This window comes from Nocardia sp. NPDC052001, assembly GCF_040680615.1.
In the GTDB taxonomy this organism is placed as follows: domain Bacteria; phylum Actinomycetota; class Actinomycetes; order Mycobacteriales; family Mycobacteriaceae; genus Nocardia.
Genome location: NZ_JBFAXC010000028.1, coordinates 1 through 17,590, shown reverse-complemented (window position 1 = coordinate 17,590; position 17,590 = coordinate 1). Strand labels below are relative to the sequence as shown.

Below are 17,590 nucleotides of genomic sequence, written 5' to 3'. Positions count from 1 at the left end.
TTCATCGGGGTACTTCTTCGGTGCTGCCACGAATGACTCCTTCCGGCCCTATCGGACCACAGTCAGAGCTCTCCGAGAAAGCGGGGGAACCTCACCCTGACATATGTCTTTGCACTGCAACATAAGTCGATGGCCAAGAACAGTGTTGGGTCACCGAGCCTGCAAGCAAGTCGTCGCACCGGTCGGGATTCCGAGCTGCTCCCAACTCATCCCCCGATCGAGGGGGGCCGCGATATCGAGCGCGGACGCATCACTAGGGAGACCGAGCATGGATCCGCCGACCGCGAGTTGCGCGCCGCGGCCGCGCGAACCGCGGTCACGGAAAACATACGGCTGGGCTGCGGTAGTCGCCGGCGCTGGAGGCGGCGATGCTGGAGGTCGGCGTACACGTGAGCATGCCCATCCGCTGTTCAGTCTCCGGTCCGGAGAACCCAAATCATGGCCGAGAGCAGCACATTCAGGGGGTTCATCGACCTGATCCACGTCCCCACGGCTGTGTTTTCGGCTTCACTCGGTCCGGCGGCCCGACACCCCGGGCCGGTCAAGGAAAACAAGTACGTGCCGGGCAACGACGTATCCGTTGTTTCGGGCGTTCTCCTAGGAACAAAGGGGGGCACATGATCGCGAAGTGCATCACCGCCATTCTCGTGACCGTGGCTTCGGGCACCATCGTCTGCACGGGAGCAGCCAGCGCGGCAGGAGGCCACACCGACACCAAGCCGAACGACCGCGCACCTTAGAGCTTTGGTGCAGCGGGCCAGCCGCGCCGTAGCCGTTTCTCGTCCCACGCCTACCGGTGCTCAGAAAACGATCGCCGGCCAAACAGGGAGCCACGCTGCGTTCGTGCGGGCATTTCGGCAGGTCGAGGTGTTCGTGAATCCGTTCGTTCTCCGTTCGGACGTAGCGCATCGTTCGGAGAACGATTGTCGTGGTGAGTGAGCTCTGCGACGCGACCGAGACGACGTACTCCAGGATGTTGAGACGTGTTTCGAGAGCAGGATGGGAAACATGCTCCAGGCCCGGCAGTCACGACTGCCGGGCCTGGATGCCTCACACCAAGCTGTTTCGGCGGCGCCGTCGACGACATCGACCCGAACTCCACCAATGGCCACACTGCGGCCAGCAACGCAACAAGCTTGGGAAGCTGCAGCTTGCTCTCGTCGAATCCGAGCCCGCAAGCAAGTTGTCGCATCGGTCAGGATGTGGGCATGGAATACGCGCAAGCGCAGGCGGACCGGATCGCCGGGATCCTGACCGACCTCGGCCGACTGCGAGCGGCCGATCTGAAGACCACCGTCGTCTCGCTCGGTGATCGCGAGGTCACCGGCTACAAATGCCGCATCCACGGGGCAGCCGTACACCGTTACGAGTTCGCTGCTCCTGCGGACCCCGCCGCACTCGCGGCATTCGAGCATCGACTGGGCGTCGGACTTCCCGCCGACTACCGCGCGTGGATTACCTCGGTGAGCGACGGCGGAGCCGGACCGATGCTCGGGCTATTCCCGCTGGCGCAGGAGGCAGAGGACGCCGCGATCGACTACGCCTCGGACTTCGCCTTCACCCCCGAGCGACCCTGCCCGCCTGCCGACGAGGACTCCGAGTCCCAGTGGTCGAAGAACATCGACATGATCCACCGCGGCGCCACTTTCCTCGCGGACGAAGGATGCGGCATGTACAACCTGCTGGTCCTGCGCGGCCCGGCCGCGGGGCAGGTGTGGTGGCACAGCTATGAGCACGCCGCCGCCCTGCCGCTGCTGCACCCCGACACCCGCGAGCCGCTGATGTTCCTGGACTGGTACGAGCTCTGGCTCGCCCGGGCCCTCGATCCAGGCGTGGACCAGGTAGGGAGCTTTGCCGAGTTCGCCGACCACGCCCGAAGGTGAGCTGGACCCCGCCGAACGGCCAGTCGCCTGAGACCCAAACATGTTCCCGCGCAGCCTGACTGGCGGGCATCCAGTCGCGTATCGCTCAGGGCTCGAGAGCGAGACGGATACCGAAACCGACCAGGGCCACCCCCGCGATGGCATCGAGGCGGCGGCGAATGCGGTCCGAACGCATCCAGTCTCCGATCGCATTCGCTCCCATCACCAGTGCCGCGCAATACACGGCAGTGAGTGCAACGTAGATGCCGCCTAATCCCACAGTGGTCCACCCCACCGAATACCCATCGGGCACGAATCCGGGCAGGAGGCTGACGAACAGGATGCCGATTTTCGGATTGAGCAGATCGGTGAGCAGACCGGCGCCGAAGCTGCCCAGCCGATCCAAGGGCGACACGGGTGACGAATGGGCATCGGAGTCGACAACCGCCGGACGCCGTAGTGCCCGCAGGGATTGAACACCCAGCCATAGCAGATAGCAGGCTCCGACGACCTTGAGAATCTCGTATCCGAGCTGGTTGGCCTGCAGCAGAGCAGCCAACCCCAAAGCGGCCGCGCCCACCCACACCATGAGCCCACACAGCACACCTACCGATGTGCGTATACCCGCGCCCCGTCCACCCCGAACCAGGCTCCGGACCACAACCAGGGTGTCAGGTCCCGGCAAAACGACCAACACCACCGACGCGACCGTGAACGAGACAACTGCAGCCAACACCCGGCCATCGTAGGTGAGGTGTTTGCCGCCACGGTCGAGACCAGCGTCTGGCGCTCACAACCGCACATGTCACAGTTCCAGATACCAGCGATCGCAGGCAAAGGGTTTGGGGCGTCGTGGCTTTCAGAGGTCAGCCGAGCCATTGGACAAGTAGTACATGAACCTCACGGCGAGATTCGTCTATCAGATAGATGACCTGGCCGGATCCTGCGAATATCCAATGCCGTACGGCACCCTCAGGATTGTCCTTGTGCTGTGGACGACCGTTCCACGGCGCAACCTGCAAGGTGGTGAGGACTTCCAGGTAGTCGTCGAGGGCAGGTTCGGGCAGGGCCGCTACCTGGTCGTAGGTCTGTGGGTCCGGGACTATGCGATAAAAGAAATCAGCGAGTCCCGCGTCGGCGTTCGATGTGGGCGAGCATGTCTTCCAAGCTGCCGCCCTCGGGAATGCCGCCCTGCTCGAGGATTCGCGCGGCCTTGTCCAGAAGGCGCTGATATGAACCCGGGTCGCGCATCTCCATCACCGCGGTGTGCTGCCATTTGTTCAGCAGCTCGTGAATGCCGACCAGGGTGTGGGACGTCTTGGCCTCTTCCAGCGTCGTCTCCCACTCGCCGTCGAATTCCTCACGCAACAGTGGCGATAGCACCGCGCGCAGAGCTTCGGGCTCTGCCGCGGGCACCGACTGATGCGATGGATCGTGGTGCGGGGCGGCCATGAACACACGGTAGCCGGTGCGACCGACAAAGCCCGTCGCTGGTGAGCAACAGCCACGCGCGCGATGTCCTGACTCACCGGCGCACGGGAACCGGCCAACCGCTCGAGCGATTCATCGAATACCGTCAAGCACAACGGATCTGACCGGTTGCGAGTTGAAGATCCTGCTCGTCGGCGTGGGATTGCCTCCCTGCACCGATCCCGATTTCCGCTCCGGAAAGCCGGCACAAGCCCCTGAACTGGGCATTCGTGGTGCTTCAGGCGCTTCGAGCATGCGGGCTGTTTTTGGGCGAATCACCATTTTCTCGTGAAGGCCGTATCCCTCGGTCCCACGAGAAGGAGGACGAAATGTCCACTAGAACAACGTTCCCCGCCCTTCGCCGAATCGGTGCTGCGTCAAGCATCGCCTTCGTCATCGGGCTCACCGCCATACCAGTGGCGAACGCAGTGCAGGCCGGCGACGGGGTTGCCACACGCTCCGTCGCACCAATGCATGACGGGCACGAAGTGTGTGATTACGTCTACTCGAACGGAAACTGTGCCCACTGGGTCTGGGTTTGGGACTACCAGTGGGCGTGCGACTGGTGGTGGTCGGACGGCAGCGGTTGCGGCCACTGGAGCAGCATTCCGTACTGATTGTTCAACGCGGGCTCGGACACTGTGCCAGCACTCGGTTTCAGGTGCTTCCTTCCTGATCTCTCCCTGCGGTGCCAGGGTTGAATCGCGCGCTGTGACTGTGATAGATGGTCACTGTAGATCACGCTGTATGGCGTCGATCGCATCGGGAATGGGGCGGCGTGCTACCGATATCGCGACGAAAAGTGTTGGGGCTCATAGTGGCCGGGGTGGCTGTCGGTGCAGGTGGGACGGCGGCGGCGCGGCCTGCGCTGGACAGCGTGCCCGCGCTCGGCGAGGAATTCCTCTGGGGTGTGGGCATGTCCGGCTACCAGGCCGAGGGGCACACGCCTGACAGCAATCAGACTCGCTATATGAGCAGACGGAATCCGGATTTGCGGCGGTATCCCGATTCGGCCGATTTCTATAACCGCTATGGCTCCGATATCGACCTGGTCGCGGGACTGGGCGCGGGTGTGTTCCGGACGTCGATCGAGTGGGCGCGGGTGCAACCGACCCCCGACGGCTGGTCCGAAGCAGGCTTCGATTTCTACGACCGCGTGCTGGATCGGCTGGCGGCCAAAGGTATTCGACCGATGCTCGTGCTCGACGAGTGGGTGTATCCGGGTTGGGTCGCCGACCGCGGCGGGTGGCGGACCGACGAGATCGTCGACCTGTGGCTCGCGAACGCGCGGAAAGTGGTGGAGCGCTATGCATCCCGCAATCCGCTCTGGATCACGTTCTTCCAACCGTTCAACTACATCAAATACGAATGGCGTGACGGTGATCTGGACACCGCCCAGATCCCTGCAATGAATCGTCGAATCGGCCAGGCACACAACGCCATCTACGAGCACATCCATCGGACGCAGCCGGACGCGATGGTCACCGCGGCGATCGCCTATTTCTCCGACGTAGTCGAAGGGCTCACCAACACCGCGGTCACCGAGCAGATCGAGGACCGTATCGACTACATCGGCATCGAGACCGTCTATACCCCGACTCTCGATCTGCTGACCAAGAATCCGCTGACCTGGGGCAACCCGGACTCATGGTCGGTCCAGCCGGAGACCATCTACTATGCCCTGACCTATTACGCGCGACGGTATCCGGACAAGCCGCTCTACGTCGTGGACAGCGGCCTGTACTCGTTCGACGGTGCGGCCCGCCCCGATGGGTACGGTCGCGCCGACCACTTGCGCGACACTGTCTACTGGCTGCAACGCGCGAAAGCCGACGGCGCCAACGTGATCGGATACAACTACTGGAGCCTCACCGACTCGTTCGAGTGGGACGGGTACAACCCGCGATGGGGCATCTATCAGGTGGATATCCGCACCGATCCCACACTGACCCGGCGTCCCACCGAGGTTGCCGACGCGTTTCGGACGCTGGTGCGCGAACGCGGCGTGCCCGCCCGCTACCGGCCCGTCCGAATGCCGCAATCCTGTTCCCTCACAGATCTTCCGGACAGCTGTTCCGATCCAGTGACGGTTCCCCGTTGACGGCGGGCGCCTGCTCAGGCGCACACCGCCGGTAGATCGTGCCCCGGTAGCGCGGCGGCGAGTTGCGCGGAGATGGTGTCCCGGGTGAGCCCGCAGATTCGGTCGACGGCGTGGGAGGCATTCAGATCCCACACCCGCAGCATCCCGTTGTCTCCGGCGCCGATGAGAAAGTTCGCCCGGGGATGGAACGCGACCCGCCACCCGGTGGAACCCGGCGCAATGATGGACTGCCCCAAGGCTTTCGGATGCGCGGGGTCGCTGGTATCCCACAGCCGCACCGTGGAATCGGTGCCCCCGGTGGCCATGAGTGTGCCATCGCCGCCGAAGTCCACCGAACTCACCGATATGCTGCTCACCGGCAGCGGATCACCCACCGGCGTGATCTTGGCGGGATCGGCGATCGACCAGAGCCGGACCGTCCCTGAATTCCATCCGGCGGCGGCGATCCGATGGTCCGGGCTCACGGCCACACCCACCGCGCCGATATCCCGAGTCGCGTCCACGCTGCCCAGTGGAGTGCGGGAATCGCTCTGCGCGAACACATTCCACACCTGCAACTTATCGGTCAGCGACACCACCTGGCGCCCATCACGGGTCTGGGCCAACTGTAATCCGTCCGTCAGGAGAGTCTGCGACACCGGAATCAGCACCGGCCCGCCCAATCGCACCGGTGTGGCGGGATTCGAGATATCCCAGAACACCATCTCCGGCGACGGAAGCGCCACCACGGTCGCGAGAATCGGCCGATCGGCAGCGAACGCGCCCCCGGCTGCACCCGGAAAGTGCGCCACTTCAACAGGTTTCGCCGGATCGGTGATGTCGACCAAGGTGAAGACGCCGTGCAGCAGCAGCGCGACGTGGTGCCCGTCATGGCTCATAGCAGGCACCGCCGCTGCCGACACACCGGCCAGCGCGAAATCCGGTCGCGCGATCGTGCCGAGCAAACGAACCTCGCCCGGGTTCTCGATATCCCAGATATGGGCATCGGTACCGGGCGCGAGAGTGACCATGCGCCGCCCGTCGGCACTGAGCCCATTGGACAGCGAATCGATTTGGCCGGACTGTCCGGCGAGCACCGCGCCCGGCAGCGACCAGCGTTGCACCGCACCATTGTCCAGACCTGCCACGTACTGCCGTCCGTCCGGGCTGAACCCCGATACCGTCGGCACCGCCGAGCACCCGCGCCCGGACTTCGCACACCGAACGGAGTTGCCCGCCAACGGGGTTCCGAGCACCGTCGGCTGCGACAGGTCGGCGAGATTCCACAGCGTGACGCCCTCGACGGTGACGGTCGCCAGGACCGTGCCATCCTTGTTGGCCGTCATACCGAGCAGGTCATTGGCGGCGGCCACGGTGAATGACGTCCCCTCGGGCGTCATGGCTCCCGAGTCGTCCAGGCGCGCGAAACGCACCACGCTGCTGACGGGTCCCCCGGGTGCGATCCGGCCCTGAATATCGGCGAACATCATGGTCCGTCCGGTCCCCAGCGATGTCGCGGCCAACCCGCCCGCACTTTGGATGAGCGGTGTCGTGCGCGAAATACCCTGTACGGGGTCTATTTTCGCGAACAGTCCGGTCTTGGTCGAACCGAATCCGCCCTGGATGTGATTCACCGCGACCATGAGATCGCGGTCGTCGCCGAGGAAGACCGCGCCGTACACCTGGTCCTCGCTCGTTACTCGCCCGGGAAGCGCCATCGGCGCGGCCGGATCGGCGATATTCCAGAGCGTCACATCGTGGGCGTGCACCACCGCCAGTCGGCCACCATCACGCGTGAGGGTTGCCGTGACTATCGCATCACCGGTATCGATGGCGCGAATCAGCTTCGGGTGCAAAGGATCCGACAGATCCCTAATGCGGACCATGTGATCTGAGCCCGCTGACAGCAACAGGTTACCGCTGGAGAGCAGAGTGATGATTCGCTCGGCCGGATCGCTGATCGGCGGTCCCAGTTCGTGCGATCCGCTCCCGCCCCGCGCAGGCCGCAATCGTACGGTGTGATCGTCACCCGCTATCGCGAGCAGGTCACTGCCGACGAACGCCATCGCGGCCACTTTGCCTGGATGATCGACGAAACTCGAAGCGACAGGCAGGGTTTGGCTCGCGATCAGCCGTGATCCGACCCCGGCGTCGCCAGGGCGCATCCGATAGGCCAGCGCGGTCAGCTCTGCTGACAATGTCGGATCGCTGCCCTGCAACCGATCCGCCTCGCTCACCACGGAATTGAAGAACGCTTCATCACGCTGATCGGCCGCCACGCGGGTATTCACGAAGCCGACCAATGCCGCCGCCAGTAGCACCACAACTCCGAACGCCACCAGTGCCTGCGTCCCGAACATCCTGCGCCGTGCCCGGATCGCCGATACGAGAAAGGCGTGGGTTCCCGGCGTGATCTCGCGGTCGCGGTCCGCGATCAACCGGTGCCATCGCCGCGGCGATGCGGCTCTATCCGACTCGTGCGCAGCGGTTTCCGCTACGGCGGGGGAGTCGTCCCCCGTCAGCGGGGGCCGGCGCCAATGCCGCCGAGCTTGATCCAGGCGCGACCCGCGATACAGCAGCGCGCTGGGACGCTCCGAGGTCTCCCATTCCGCGGCATCGGCGGCGGTCCGCTGACGGATCAGATGGCCTTCCCGGTCGGCGTCGAGCCATTCCCGCAGTCGGGGCCAGGCATCGAGCACCACCTCATGCGCGAGATACGCGGTGTCACCGTCGACGGTGACCAGCCGCGCCTGGGTGAGCGTCTCCAGGGCCGCGGCGGCATCCTCGGAATGGCTTACGCCGGTGAACAGTTGGTCACGCGGAACCCGGCGACGAGTATCCCGTGTGCCATCGCCGATGGTGACCATGCGCAGCAGCAGGTCCTTGGCGGCCACCTGCTCATCCGCGTTCAGCTTCGCCCACGCCGCGTCGGCGGTGTGCGCCACCGAACCGGCGACGCCGCCGGCGCTGCGGTATCCGGCGATCGTGAGCTGGTTCTTGGCACGACGTTGCCAGACCGCCTCCATGACGTGTGAGAGCAGCGGCAGGGTGCCAGCGCCCTCTGATCCGGCGGTGCCGCTGAGCCCCACCAACTCGACCATGATCAGTTCCGCGAGACCGGGTTCGAGCCGGAGTCCGGCCCGGCGCGCCGGCTCGATGATCGCGGTGCGGATTTCGTCGCCGCGCATCGGCGCGAGTACGAAAGCGCGCCGCACACAGGCTTCCACGAGCTCTGGTGTTTCGAGGCAGCGGGCGAAGAAGTCCGCGCGTACCCCGAGGACAACCGTCTCACCGGCATCGCCGCGGCCGCGCAATCGTCCCAGCAGGTCCGTGCGCGCGGGCTCGTCGAGCGCGGTGGTGAACACTTCCTCGAACTGATCGACGATGGCCACGACGCGACGGCCTTCGAGGTTCGCGTCCGATTCCTCTATCCGCCACGGTGTTCCGCTGACGACGGTCCAGTCGGTCCCGAGAGCAGGAACCAGTCCCGCCGCCAGCAGCGAGGATTTTCCGGCTCCGGACGCACCGACTACGACCACGATTCCGCCGCCCGCCGCCGCGGTGCCGGTGACCAATTCGACCAACTCGCCGGTGACCTGTTCCCGCCCGAAGAACCACTCCGCGTCTGCACTGCGGTAGGGCTGCAATCCCGCGTAGGGGCAGCCTTCCGCCAATTCCGGCGTCCAGGAATCACATTCGACCCAGAGGCGTCGCCAGGCGCGCAGGTCGGTCAGTTCCGGCTCCGCGCCCGGCGGCACCGCGTCCATCAGGGTCAGCAGCACCGGTCGTAGCGAATCGAATTGCGCCGGAACATTATCGCCGCGCCGCCACGCGCTGATGCGCTGCATTCGCACGGTTCCCCGCGTCGAGGAGCCCCGCGCGGCTTTGGTGCGCTGATTCGCCGCCCGTGTCACCCGGTCGAGGGTCGGATCACCCGCCAGCTCCCACAATGCCGCCAGCCTGCGGACGAATTCCTCACGCGGCGTGCGCGTCGACCGCTCCCCACCCAGCTCGACCACAAGCCCTCCATGTTCCAGCATCTCTCTCCCGCAACAGATTACGGTGCACGATGCGAGGACGCGGCTTGGTTCATGCCGGTGGGATACCTCGCCGCTCGGCTGCCGAGTTCCGGTCAGGAATTCCGGTCGGCGGCCTTGACCTGCCGAAATGCGTTGTACGGCAGCATGACCGACTGCTCCGGAGGGATCTGGCGACCTAGCGTCGCCGCCATGACGAATTCGATCGACGCGAACGAGGCCGCCATCCGGCGCGGTACGTTCGCAGCGGCCGCATTGGCCGTGCTCTTCTTGACCCCGGTCGCCGTGATCGGCGCTATTTCTCTGCAGGACGGTCACTTCCACCCGATAGTGCTGCTGCTGATGGTGGCGCCGCTGATACCCGCGTTGTGGACGCTGTGGGTGACATATCTACTCGTCCGCCGCCGGGCCCATTGGCAGTTGCGCAATACCCGAGCCCTCATCACGGTTACCGCATTGCTCGCCACCGGCGCCGTTCGTTCATTGTTCGCCGCGCACTGGGGCTACGCGGCGATCTTCGCGCTCACAGTCGGCGCGGTGAGCCTCGGTACGGCGGCGATATCACGCGCCGGCGCCGCTCTGGGCGCACCGACGCGGCGCTGATCTCACCGCCGCAAAGCTCGCCTGCGACAAACGATTCAGCAGAAAGGGTTCACGCCATGACAGTTCGATCCATCCACGAGCTGACCGACACCGATGACCCCGCATGGCCGATAATCGCGAAGAAGCTCACGACCGGTCCGGTGACCGTCCAAGTGCTGCCCGTCGATGCCGACCGAGCGCGGCAATCCCTGTTCCGCCTGCAGGTCACCGCGCGATCAGTGCTCGGCACACTGGTGTTGAACACCGGTGGACTCCTCGTCGACCACGGCTGGCTGCGGATCCTCGGCGGCGGACACGCGGGCCTTCCCGACGTGGCGACCATGAACCGAATCAGCAACCCCGGCGACGACCACGGAGCCCTGATCATCGCCGTCGACGTGCTGGGCGGCCTATTCGCCATCAACGGTGGCGCGCTACCCGGAAAGCCCGGCGGCATATGCTTTCTCGGCTCCGACACCCTCGCCTGGATACCGATAGGCGGCGGCCACACCACCTTCGTCAACTGGGCCCTCGACGGCGGCCTCAACAGGTTCTACGCCAATGTGCGCTGGCCCGGATGGGCCGACGAGGTGAAACACCTACCGCCCGATCAGGGCCTGTCGGTATACCCGCCGCTGTGGAGCGCCCAAGGCATAACGAACATCGCCGGAACCAGCCGCCGCAGCTGCGACCTACTCGAACTCGCCGCACTACACCTCGACCTCGCCGAGCAGCAGAGCTGACCGGCGTCGCAATACTCGCAGCACTGAAAGACAGGGGGATGATGATGAGTCATCGGATCGTCGCGGCGATCGACTTCGGCACACATGGGACGGGGTACGCGTGGGCGTTCACGTCCGAACTGGATCGAGAGCCGCGCCAGCGCGGTATTCATTTCTTCGATGAATGGGCGGGCCAGCCCAGCAGCTATATCAAGAATCGGACCGCCCTGCTGTTAGGGCCCGATGGCACACCGGTGGAGTGGGGACATCAGGCGCGGCGGCGATTCCACACGGACTCTCGCACCGAGGTTTTCGAGTATGTAGACCAGTTCAAGATGGATTTGCTGCAGGACCCGGATCCGAATCTTCCCGGCACCTCAGTGGCGCGCCGCACCGATATGAGTACGTATTTGGTCACGGCCTATCTGCAGCTCTTCTTCCGGTTCGCGGTGCAGGACATCGTGGCGCGCAGCGGTGTCATCGAGAGTGAAATCCTGTGGTGCCTAACGGTTCCCGCGATCTGGCGGGATCGGGAATGTCAGCTCATGCGGCAGTGCGCGGAGCGTGCCGGTATACCCGGGGATCGACTGCTGCTGGCGATCGAGCCCGAGGTGGCGGCGCTGTACTGCCGTCACGATGCCGGATTGTCCGGCGCGGACGCCACGGGCGATCGCTTCATGGTCGTCGACGCCGGCGGTGGCACCGTCGATATCACCGCATACGAAGTCACCGATGCGGGTTTGACCGAGATCGGCTACACCTCCGGTGGCGGCCACGGGTCGACGTATCTGGATCAGGACTTCATCAGCCAGGCCATGGTTCGCAGAGTCGGTCGCAGTTCGCTCGACGCGGCCTACAACGCCGATCGTGGTGCGTTCGCCGACCTGCTCGATGCCTGGGAGCGAGCGAAACTCGGCTTCGATCCGGCGGCGGGGCACGACCTGGTCGTACCGTTGAACAATCGCCTCTATCGGAACCTCGACGCGGACGCGCGGGAGAAACTGGCCCGCGCGCAGAACGGGATCGACGATGAGATCATCCTCGATTCGGAGGAAGCGATCAGTCTTTTCGATCGAACCGTGGAGCCGATTCTCGATCTGGTCGACGATCAACTCGCCCGTATCGGAGACGCGGGTGTGGGCCGGATTCTGCTGGTCGGCGGGTTCGCGCAATCGCGACACCTGCAGAACCGCTTGCGGCAACGCATCGGTTCCCGGTCGATGCTCGTCATCCCGTCGAAGCCGGCGTGGGCGGTATTGATCGGAGCGGTGCACTATGCGCTGGCGCCGTCGACCGCGATCGTGGGCCGCCGTTCGCGGTTCACGTACGGAATCGCCACAGCGCTGAAGTTCGAGGAAGGGCGCGATCCCGAGGACTATCGGAGGCATAACTACCGGGATTGGCCGTCGTGCACCAATAGGTTTGATGCCTTTGTCCAGGCGGGCGAGATTATCGACTTGGGCCACGAGGTCAGACGCACCTATCTGCCATTCGACGACGGGCAAGCCACGATCGGTCTCCGGATTTTCACCTCGGTGGACCTGGAACCGCGCTATGTCACCGAGAGCGGGTGTAACGAGGTAGGTGAAATGACCGTCGATGCCTCGGCCTCCCTGTCACTTCCGACCTCCGAGCGAACCTCGGAGGTGATCATGACCTTTGGCGGTACCGAGATCTCGGTGCGGGCCAGGGATCTGCGATCCGATCAGGACGTCAGTGTCACCGTCGATTTCGTCACCGATCACTCGACGGATCTCGAGCGTACGGGCGCTGCGGCAACGAAGAGAACCATGATGAGGCGGAACGCATGAACGAGCGCCATCGCGCCGGATCGAGATTCGACGCCGCGCGGCTGGACAGGGTCGACGACCGTGTTCGACGAGTAACCGAGTACTGCCTGCAACTGCAACAGTCCCTACTGCCGGCAATGTCCGCCGAAATCGCCCAGCTTGCAGGCGAATTCGCCGATCTGAATGCCAGGTTCACTTCCGTTCTGGCCAACCAGCACCGGTATGAACAACCCGACACCACCACGGCGGGCCACCTGGGTCACTACAAGATCTCACATCAGCTGCGCTCATTCGTCGAGCAGGACCTGCGCCGCGCAGTACAGCGGATCCTGCCGTCCGGCGCGTCATCCAACGATCGCTCCGAAGTGATAAGTCGCTGTGCGGCAGCACTTTTCCGCCATTCGGAGATCGATCGCACCGCCCTCGAGGACATCTTCCACTCCGATTCGGGGGACACCGCGCAACTCGAATATGACGTTCTGCAACGGGCAGCCGAAATACGGCAGGCGGCAGCGGATCTGGGGCACGAGCACCGATGGGACTTCACCTGCGAACCCGGCGGCCCACTCGATGCGGAGACCCAGGAGCCCTGGGGCGTGTGCGATCCGGACGAGCCGACCGCCTACGTCGTGGTGCCCGCCTACTACGTCTCCCGCCGTCTGCTGCTCAAGCAGCAGGTCGTCACATCTGCCTCCCAGCCCTTGACCGGGCGCGGATCTCCGGCATGACCACGCCGGTCGCGATTCGGTGGTGGGCGCTACTGCATCAGCTGAATGTGGGGGTGATCGGGTGAGGCCGGGCAGATGCGCAGGATCATGTTGTAACCGCGAGCAATGGTGACACCGGGACCTACGGTCGTGCTGTAATCGCCTGCCAGGGCTTGGTCTTCGTAGGGTATCCAGCTGTGGGTCGCGGCGTCCCATTCGCTCGACGCGACGGTGAGCAGCGATTCGGTTCCGGTACCGCAGGTGGGGCAGGGCTGGGGATAGGGATCTGTTGTACCCCAACGGATATGGCCGCCAACCTTCCATCCGGGCGAGACGCATACGTTGCTGACGAACCAGCTCTTGACGTCATCCGGATCGATTCCGATATGCTCTCGGCTCGCCCACTGTCGCATTTGTTCGAGCGACTCTTCGCCGAGTTCGTCGAAATCAGTGGGGTATTCGACGATGGGTTCGGGGTTGACTTTGCACGGAAAAGGTATGTAGTCGTAGCCGTATTCCGCCGCGGCCGGCACCGGCGCGGCCCGCAGGATATCGGTGACGTCGGCGGCGGTTCGCCAGACCAGCGTGGTCTTGGGCATGACGTCGTCATGGTCCACCGGGCACCAAAGTATCTGCAGCAGATCCTTGCCCGGCGGCGGACGCAACCCGGGGAAATCACGCGTAAACAGTTGCGCCACAGGCAACATCGCGTTCGACACATCACCGATGTCGCGCCATGGTTCGGGGTCGTAGCGCGTCAGCTTGGCGTCCGCGAGCGACTGTGACGGGTCGAGCGCGTCCGGGTTCCACTCGTCGGTCAACAGATCCCAATCGTGCGGCCCGTGACAGTGCGGCCAGGGTTCATCGCCCGGCCACAGCAGCGGCCCGCCGATCGAACTGTCGTATACCGACGGCTTGCCGCCGCGCGGATGCAGCCGGGTCGCGGCACGCGCGTATGGCGTCATCGCGGGACACGCGGCCGCGACATCGACTGCTCGGGGTGGGGTGGTTCGGCTCATCGGCGACCTCATCGGATTCGGGCGTTCGAACTGTAGTTCGGATGATCGTGAATTCCACGGCTGGGAATACCCGGCGACCGAGTGGCGGGACGGGTTGACGTCCGGAAAGTCGAAGGCGGATGCACCCATCAGCCCGTCGAAGCGGCGTCGCGTACTTCGAGATGTCCTGCTCTTCTCGCGTTACTGATATGCGAAGGCGACAATAATTCGTTTAAGGCTTCACCCGCACCGCATGAGGGCTGCCGAATGCATGATGACACCCTCTACGGTGGTGGTATACCGGCGATGTAGATGATAGGAGTCCGAGACAACCAACACACCAAGTCTGTTCGCCGTGACGACCGATTGTGCTTACCCCTCGAGGCTGGCTCGGTTCATCAGTGATCACGATACTCGTCTCGACTTTCAACGGGTCGCAACCATCAGCCATCCTATGGTTCGGTGTGCAAATACTGATTAGAGCCACGAACTCTTGCCGCCACCTTCATCGGTAACGGACGCTCACCATTCGGATCCAGTTGCAGAGATAGCGGGGCTCAGCCGGTAATGCTTGGATGCGCGCGAAGGGCGACCATGCCGTACGCTTCGTGCCCATGTCCGGGGAGATTGCGCATGCCAAAGGGACTGATGGAACGTCGCGAGCGAAAAGATGGCTCGAGAGGACCACCCGGGCGAAAGTGCCTTGGGTGCAGCCCGATCCGGCTGCGGTGCGAAAATTGACCTTTAGAAAACCGAATGGTTCGTTCTCTTTCGATCTCGGGGGAGTGCTTCACGGAGGCGAGTTCGACAAGCAGGAGTTCCTCGCCGAGGTGAAGAACTACAAGGACGCCAGCGACCAGCCGGTCCTGTATCGCGAGTTCATCGCCAAATGCTATCGAGCCTATTCTGAGCGTCCTGAGCGGTGTGATCACTTCATGTGGATCACCTGGGCGCCGTTCAATGCGACAGAGTGGTCCAAACTCGACAGCTGCGACAAAGTGAAACATTGTGTCAGGGAGTGCTGGCAGTTCAATTTCACGAGCAAGGAACAAGCCGATGGCGCGATCCTGGATTCAGGGATCGTGAAGGAAGTAGCCGATCGTATTTGGCTGCTGGTGCTGTCGGAGAAACAGATCGATCATCTGTCCATGAGTGATGAGTATCTGTCGGTCATCGCCATGCACGAGGTTTTGGCGGAGGCGAAGAAATGACCTCGTATACCGAATCGGAATTGAATGAGGCCCTCCGCATCGCCGATGGTGCTGCCTCCATCGAGCGGGTGAAGGATATCGTCAGCGACGCGTTGCTCGCGGCCGATCCCAGCGCCCGTGTGATGCGCACGGAGTACTTCAACCACACCTACATCCCGGACCTGGTCGTCGAATGGCCTTCTCGCGGTACCAACTCCCTTCGCCGTGTGTATCTGAGGCCGACTCAGGACCCCGGTCAAATCGACATCGATATCAAAGAGCGTGGGTCGACCCGCCCGGTGTTCGTGCACCTGTCGGCGCTGTTACCCCAGCACAACGACATCAGTCTCGAACATCTGTCCGCAACAGCGCGTTCGGCGCAATCGCTGGTGACCGAGATCGGGTCCTTCGAGCGACTTGCCGAGCATTCGACCGCCCCGGGCGCGCGGTTGCTGCCGTCGTCGGTGCTCAGGGGCGGACGAGGGCTGCTCGAATCGGCGCAGGCCACCGCCGCAGCCCAAACGATCAGCCGCGGCTTCGCTGGTGCCATTCTCGCCGACCCCGAGTCCACCGGGTCGGCGCTGGCGACCCTCGAAAGCGTCTTAGCACCCAGCACGGCCGTCGAGTTGACATCGGTTCTCGAGACGATGTGGATCGCCTCGGGCGCGCCGTTGAGCCAGTTTCCTAGGCCCCGCCAGGATTGGACGACGACGCCGTGGAGTGCTCCCCTGAGTCCGGACAGGTTGCGGGCACTGCTGCGCGCGGTCTCGCCAGAGCTGCACGCGTTCTGGCGAACGATCGGGCACCAGATCACCCTCGACTCATTCGAGGGGATGAACATCCTCGGCGACGACCAGTTGGCACTCCAATCGATTATGGAATCCGCTCTGGACAATCTCACCGCCCGCACCTGCCGGATTCTCGATTCGGCAGGATCGGAGAATATTCCGGACACACTGACCTGGCATGTACAGCACGGGCAGTTGTCGCTGGCCGCGTTCGGTCGACGGTCGTGGTTCGGTCAGCGAAGTGAGGACTTCCCCGCCTACGACAGCAGCGATGATCGCCGCCCTACCCCGCAAGGGTTCACCGATGTCGCAGTGCGCGCGGATATTTCGATCACACGGGTGGATTTGGCCAATGGCAGCCGGACGTTGTCGTTCGGGTCCAAGGACGGCAACGATATCATCGGTGACGATATGACGGCCTCGTTCGCCCAAAACCTGGGTGAGGGCACGGTGGTCGATCGCGCCGTCGCGCTGGTCGAGTCCCGGCCAGTGACAGTCGATTTCGCCACCGGCACTACATTCGGTCGCCCCAATGCCCGCCTCAAGGCCGCGAACCTGTTGTGGACCACCTGGACCATGCTGGCAGGCCTTACCAAGTCCCAGTGGGCCTCGTTCTCGCGTACGATCCGCCAGTCCGAGGCTGGCGACCCGCATAGGGTCTATCTCGAATCGAACTGGCACCCAGCAACATTGCTCGCTCGTAGTCGCCCTGCAGGCGAGCTGACCACGCGCCTGTCACGGCTCAGAAATGAACTCGACCGCAACCGGATACCCGAGACAGACTTTCGCCAGGCCGCGCAATCCGGTGATTATCTGGCGATGCTGCTGCTGGGCATGCTGCTCGAGAGCAAAGACGAGACGGTCGAAGCCGAAATGTGGTTTCGCAATGCGATCGAGCCCACAAGCGGCGAGGCCATGGTTGCGTTGGCGTCGCTGCTCGAGCGTCAGGGGCAGCGCGTTGAAGCCGAACGTTGGTACCGCCGGGCATCGAACATCGATTTCCGCGCCTGAGTGCCCGGGCTCTCGGACAATTCAGAAGGACGGCACCCCGACGTTATTCGTCGGACAAGACAACCAACTCCAACGGCCATGGCAGTACGTCACGTATCGCGGCCCACCGCGCTTGATCGTGTGTGACGATCTCCCAATCCAGATGTCGGGCCACCGTGAGTACATGCGCGGCTGCCCAGTCGATGTGCTCGGTGACGGCCAAGACGTCGGCCAGCTCGCCGGTGTCGGCCAGTGTGGACAGCCCGGTCAACGCCAGTGGGGGCTGCTGCAGGAGTAGGTGACAACCGAGATAGCTTGCCGAGCGGCAGGCTTGAGAGGATGTCACAGTGCCCAAGCCGTATCCGAAAGAGTTC

Annotated in this window: 14 protein-coding genes; 9 read left to right on the top strand and 5 right to left on the bottom strand. The window is 63.9% G+C overall.

Annotated elements, in window-relative coordinates:
- Positions 1-617 precede the first annotated feature (617 nt).
- Positions 618-740, top strand: coding sequence for a hypothetical protein (locus tag AB0L82_RS43525; RefSeq protein WP_364651539.1), 123 nt, complete (start codon positions 618-620; stop codon positions 738-740).
- 468 nt (positions 741-1,208) lie between these two features.
- On the top strand, positions 1,209-1,883 hold the full coding sequence (locus tag AB0L82_RS43520) for an SMI1/KNR4 family protein (RefSeq protein ID WP_364651536.1): 675 nt from the start codon (positions 1,209-1,211) through the stop codon (positions 1,881-1,883).
- 85 nt (positions 1,884-1,968) lie between these two features.
- Here AB0L82_RS43520 and AB0L82_RS43515 read toward each other — a convergent pair whose 3' ends face one another.
- Together AB0L82_RS43515 and AB0L82_RS43510 are read right to left on the bottom strand one after the other, a co-directional pair.
- A complete protein-coding gene (locus AB0L82_RS43515; RefSeq protein ID WP_364651542.1) occupies positions 1,969-2,559 on the bottom strand; it encodes a LysE family translocator in 591 nt (196 codons plus the stop codon).
- A 422-nt stretch (positions 2,560-2,981) separates the two neighbouring features.
- Entirely contained in the window at positions 2,982-3,314 is a 333-nt protein-coding gene (locus AB0L82_RS43510) for a DUF6247 family protein (protein ID WP_364651533.1), read from the bottom strand.
- Positions 3,315-4,158: 844 nt separating this feature from the next.
- Between AB0L82_RS43510 and AB0L82_RS43505 the strand changes: the two genes are divergently transcribed.
- Positions 4,159-5,433, top strand: coding sequence for a family 1 glycosylhydrolase (locus AB0L82_RS43505; protein ID WP_364651530.1), 1,275 nt, complete (start codon positions 4,159-4,161; stop codon positions 5,431-5,433).
- 14 nt (positions 5,434-5,447) lie between these two features.
- On the opposite strand, the gene AB0L82_RS43500 is transcribed toward AB0L82_RS43505, so the two are convergent.
- Positions 5,448-9,431 (bottom strand): WD40 repeat domain-containing protein, encoded by a 3,984-nt coding sequence (locus tag AB0L82_RS43500; protein ID WP_364651527.1) that lies wholly within the window; start codon positions 9,429-9,431, stop codon positions 5,448-5,450.
- 9 nt (positions 9,432-9,440) lie between these two features.
- Between AB0L82_RS43500 and AB0L82_RS43495 the strand changes: the two genes are divergently transcribed.
- The 4 genes from AB0L82_RS43495 to AB0L82_RS43480 are packed head-to-tail and all read left to right on the top strand — an operon-like array spanning position 9,441 to position 13,271.
- Positions 9,441-10,052, top strand: a complete 612-nt coding sequence (locus AB0L82_RS43495; RefSeq protein WP_364651524.1) for a hypothetical protein — start codon at positions 9,441-9,443, stop codon at positions 10,050-10,052.
- A gap of 56 nt (positions 10,053-10,108) precedes the next feature.
- Positions 10,109-10,774: a DUF2625 family protein gene (locus tag AB0L82_RS43490; protein ID WP_364651521.1), complete on the top strand. Its 666-nt coding sequence runs from the start codon at positions 10,109-10,111 to the stop codon at positions 10,772-10,774.
- Positions 10,775-10,818: 44 nt separating this feature from the next.
- Positions 10,819-12,564: an Hsp70 family protein gene (locus AB0L82_RS43485; protein WP_364651518.1), complete on the top strand. Its 1,746-nt coding sequence runs from the start codon at positions 10,819-10,821 to the stop codon at positions 12,562-12,564.
- Positions 12,561-13,271, top strand: a complete 711-nt coding sequence (locus AB0L82_RS43480; protein WP_364651515.1) for a hypothetical protein — start codon at positions 12,561-12,563, stop codon at positions 13,269-13,271. Before AB0L82_RS43485 ends, AB0L82_RS43480 begins: the two co-directional genes overlap by 4 nt.
- A gap of 29 nt (positions 13,272-13,300) precedes the next feature.
- On the opposite strand, the gene AB0L82_RS43475 is transcribed toward AB0L82_RS43480, so the two are convergent.
- The gene (locus AB0L82_RS43475; protein WP_364651512.1) at positions 13,301-14,071 is read right to left on the bottom strand and encodes a hypothetical protein; all 771 of its coding nucleotides are present in this window, start codon (positions 14,069-14,071) and stop codon (positions 13,301-13,303) included.
- 752 nt (positions 14,072-14,823) lie between these two features.
- On the opposite strand from AB0L82_RS43475, the gene AB0L82_RS43470 reads away from it, so the two are divergent.
- Positions 14,824-15,459, top strand: a complete 636-nt coding sequence (locus AB0L82_RS43470) for a hypothetical protein (protein WP_364651509.1) — start codon at positions 14,824-14,826, stop codon at positions 15,457-15,459.
- Positions 15,456-17,237, top strand: coding sequence for a hypothetical protein (locus AB0L82_RS43465; protein WP_364651506.1), 1,782 nt, complete (start codon positions 15,456-15,458; stop codon positions 17,235-17,237). The genes AB0L82_RS43470 and AB0L82_RS43465 overlap by 4 nt, the downstream gene beginning before the upstream one ends.
- Before the next feature lie 43 nt (positions 17,238-17,280).
- Here AB0L82_RS43465 and AB0L82_RS43460 read toward each other — a convergent pair.
- The coding region (locus AB0L82_RS43460; RefSeq protein ID WP_364651503.1) for a hypothetical protein at positions 17,281-17,590 on the bottom strand (310 nt) is incomplete at its 5' end.

Bases quoted from the DNA above. Each gene is read 5' to 3' on its own strand.
- AB0L82_RS43525 (WP_364651539.1), top strand. From the start codon at position 618: ATGATCGCGAAGTGCATCACCGCCATTCTCGTGACCGTGGCTTCGGGC.
- AB0L82_RS43520 (WP_364651536.1), top strand. From the start codon at position 1,209: ATGGAATACGCGCAAGCGCAGGCGGACCGGATCGCCGGGATCCTGACC.
- AB0L82_RS43510 (WP_364651533.1), bottom strand. From the start codon at position 3,314: ATGGCCGCCCCGCACCACGATCCATCGCATCAGTCGGTGCCCGCGGCA.
- AB0L82_RS43495 (WP_364651524.1), top strand. From the start codon at position 9,441: ATGTTCCAGCATCTCTCTCCCGCAACAGATTACGGTGCACGATGCGAG.
- AB0L82_RS43490 (WP_364651521.1), top strand. From the start codon at position 10,109: ATGACAGTTCGATCCATCCACGAGCTGACCGACACCGATGACCCCGCA.
- AB0L82_RS43485 (WP_364651518.1), top strand. From the start codon at position 10,819: ATGAGTCATCGGATCGTCGCGGCGATCGACTTCGGCACACATGGGACG.
- AB0L82_RS43480 (WP_364651515.1), top strand. From the start codon at position 12,561: ATGAACGAGCGCCATCGCGCCGGATCGAGATTCGACGCCGCGCGGCTG.
- AB0L82_RS43470 (WP_364651509.1), top strand. From the start codon at position 14,824: ATGCGCGCGAAGGGCGACCATGCCGTACGCTTCGTGCCCATGTCCGGG.
- AB0L82_RS43465 (WP_364651506.1), top strand. From the start codon at position 15,456: ATGACCTCGTATACCGAATCGGAATTGAATGAGGCCCTCCGCATCGCC.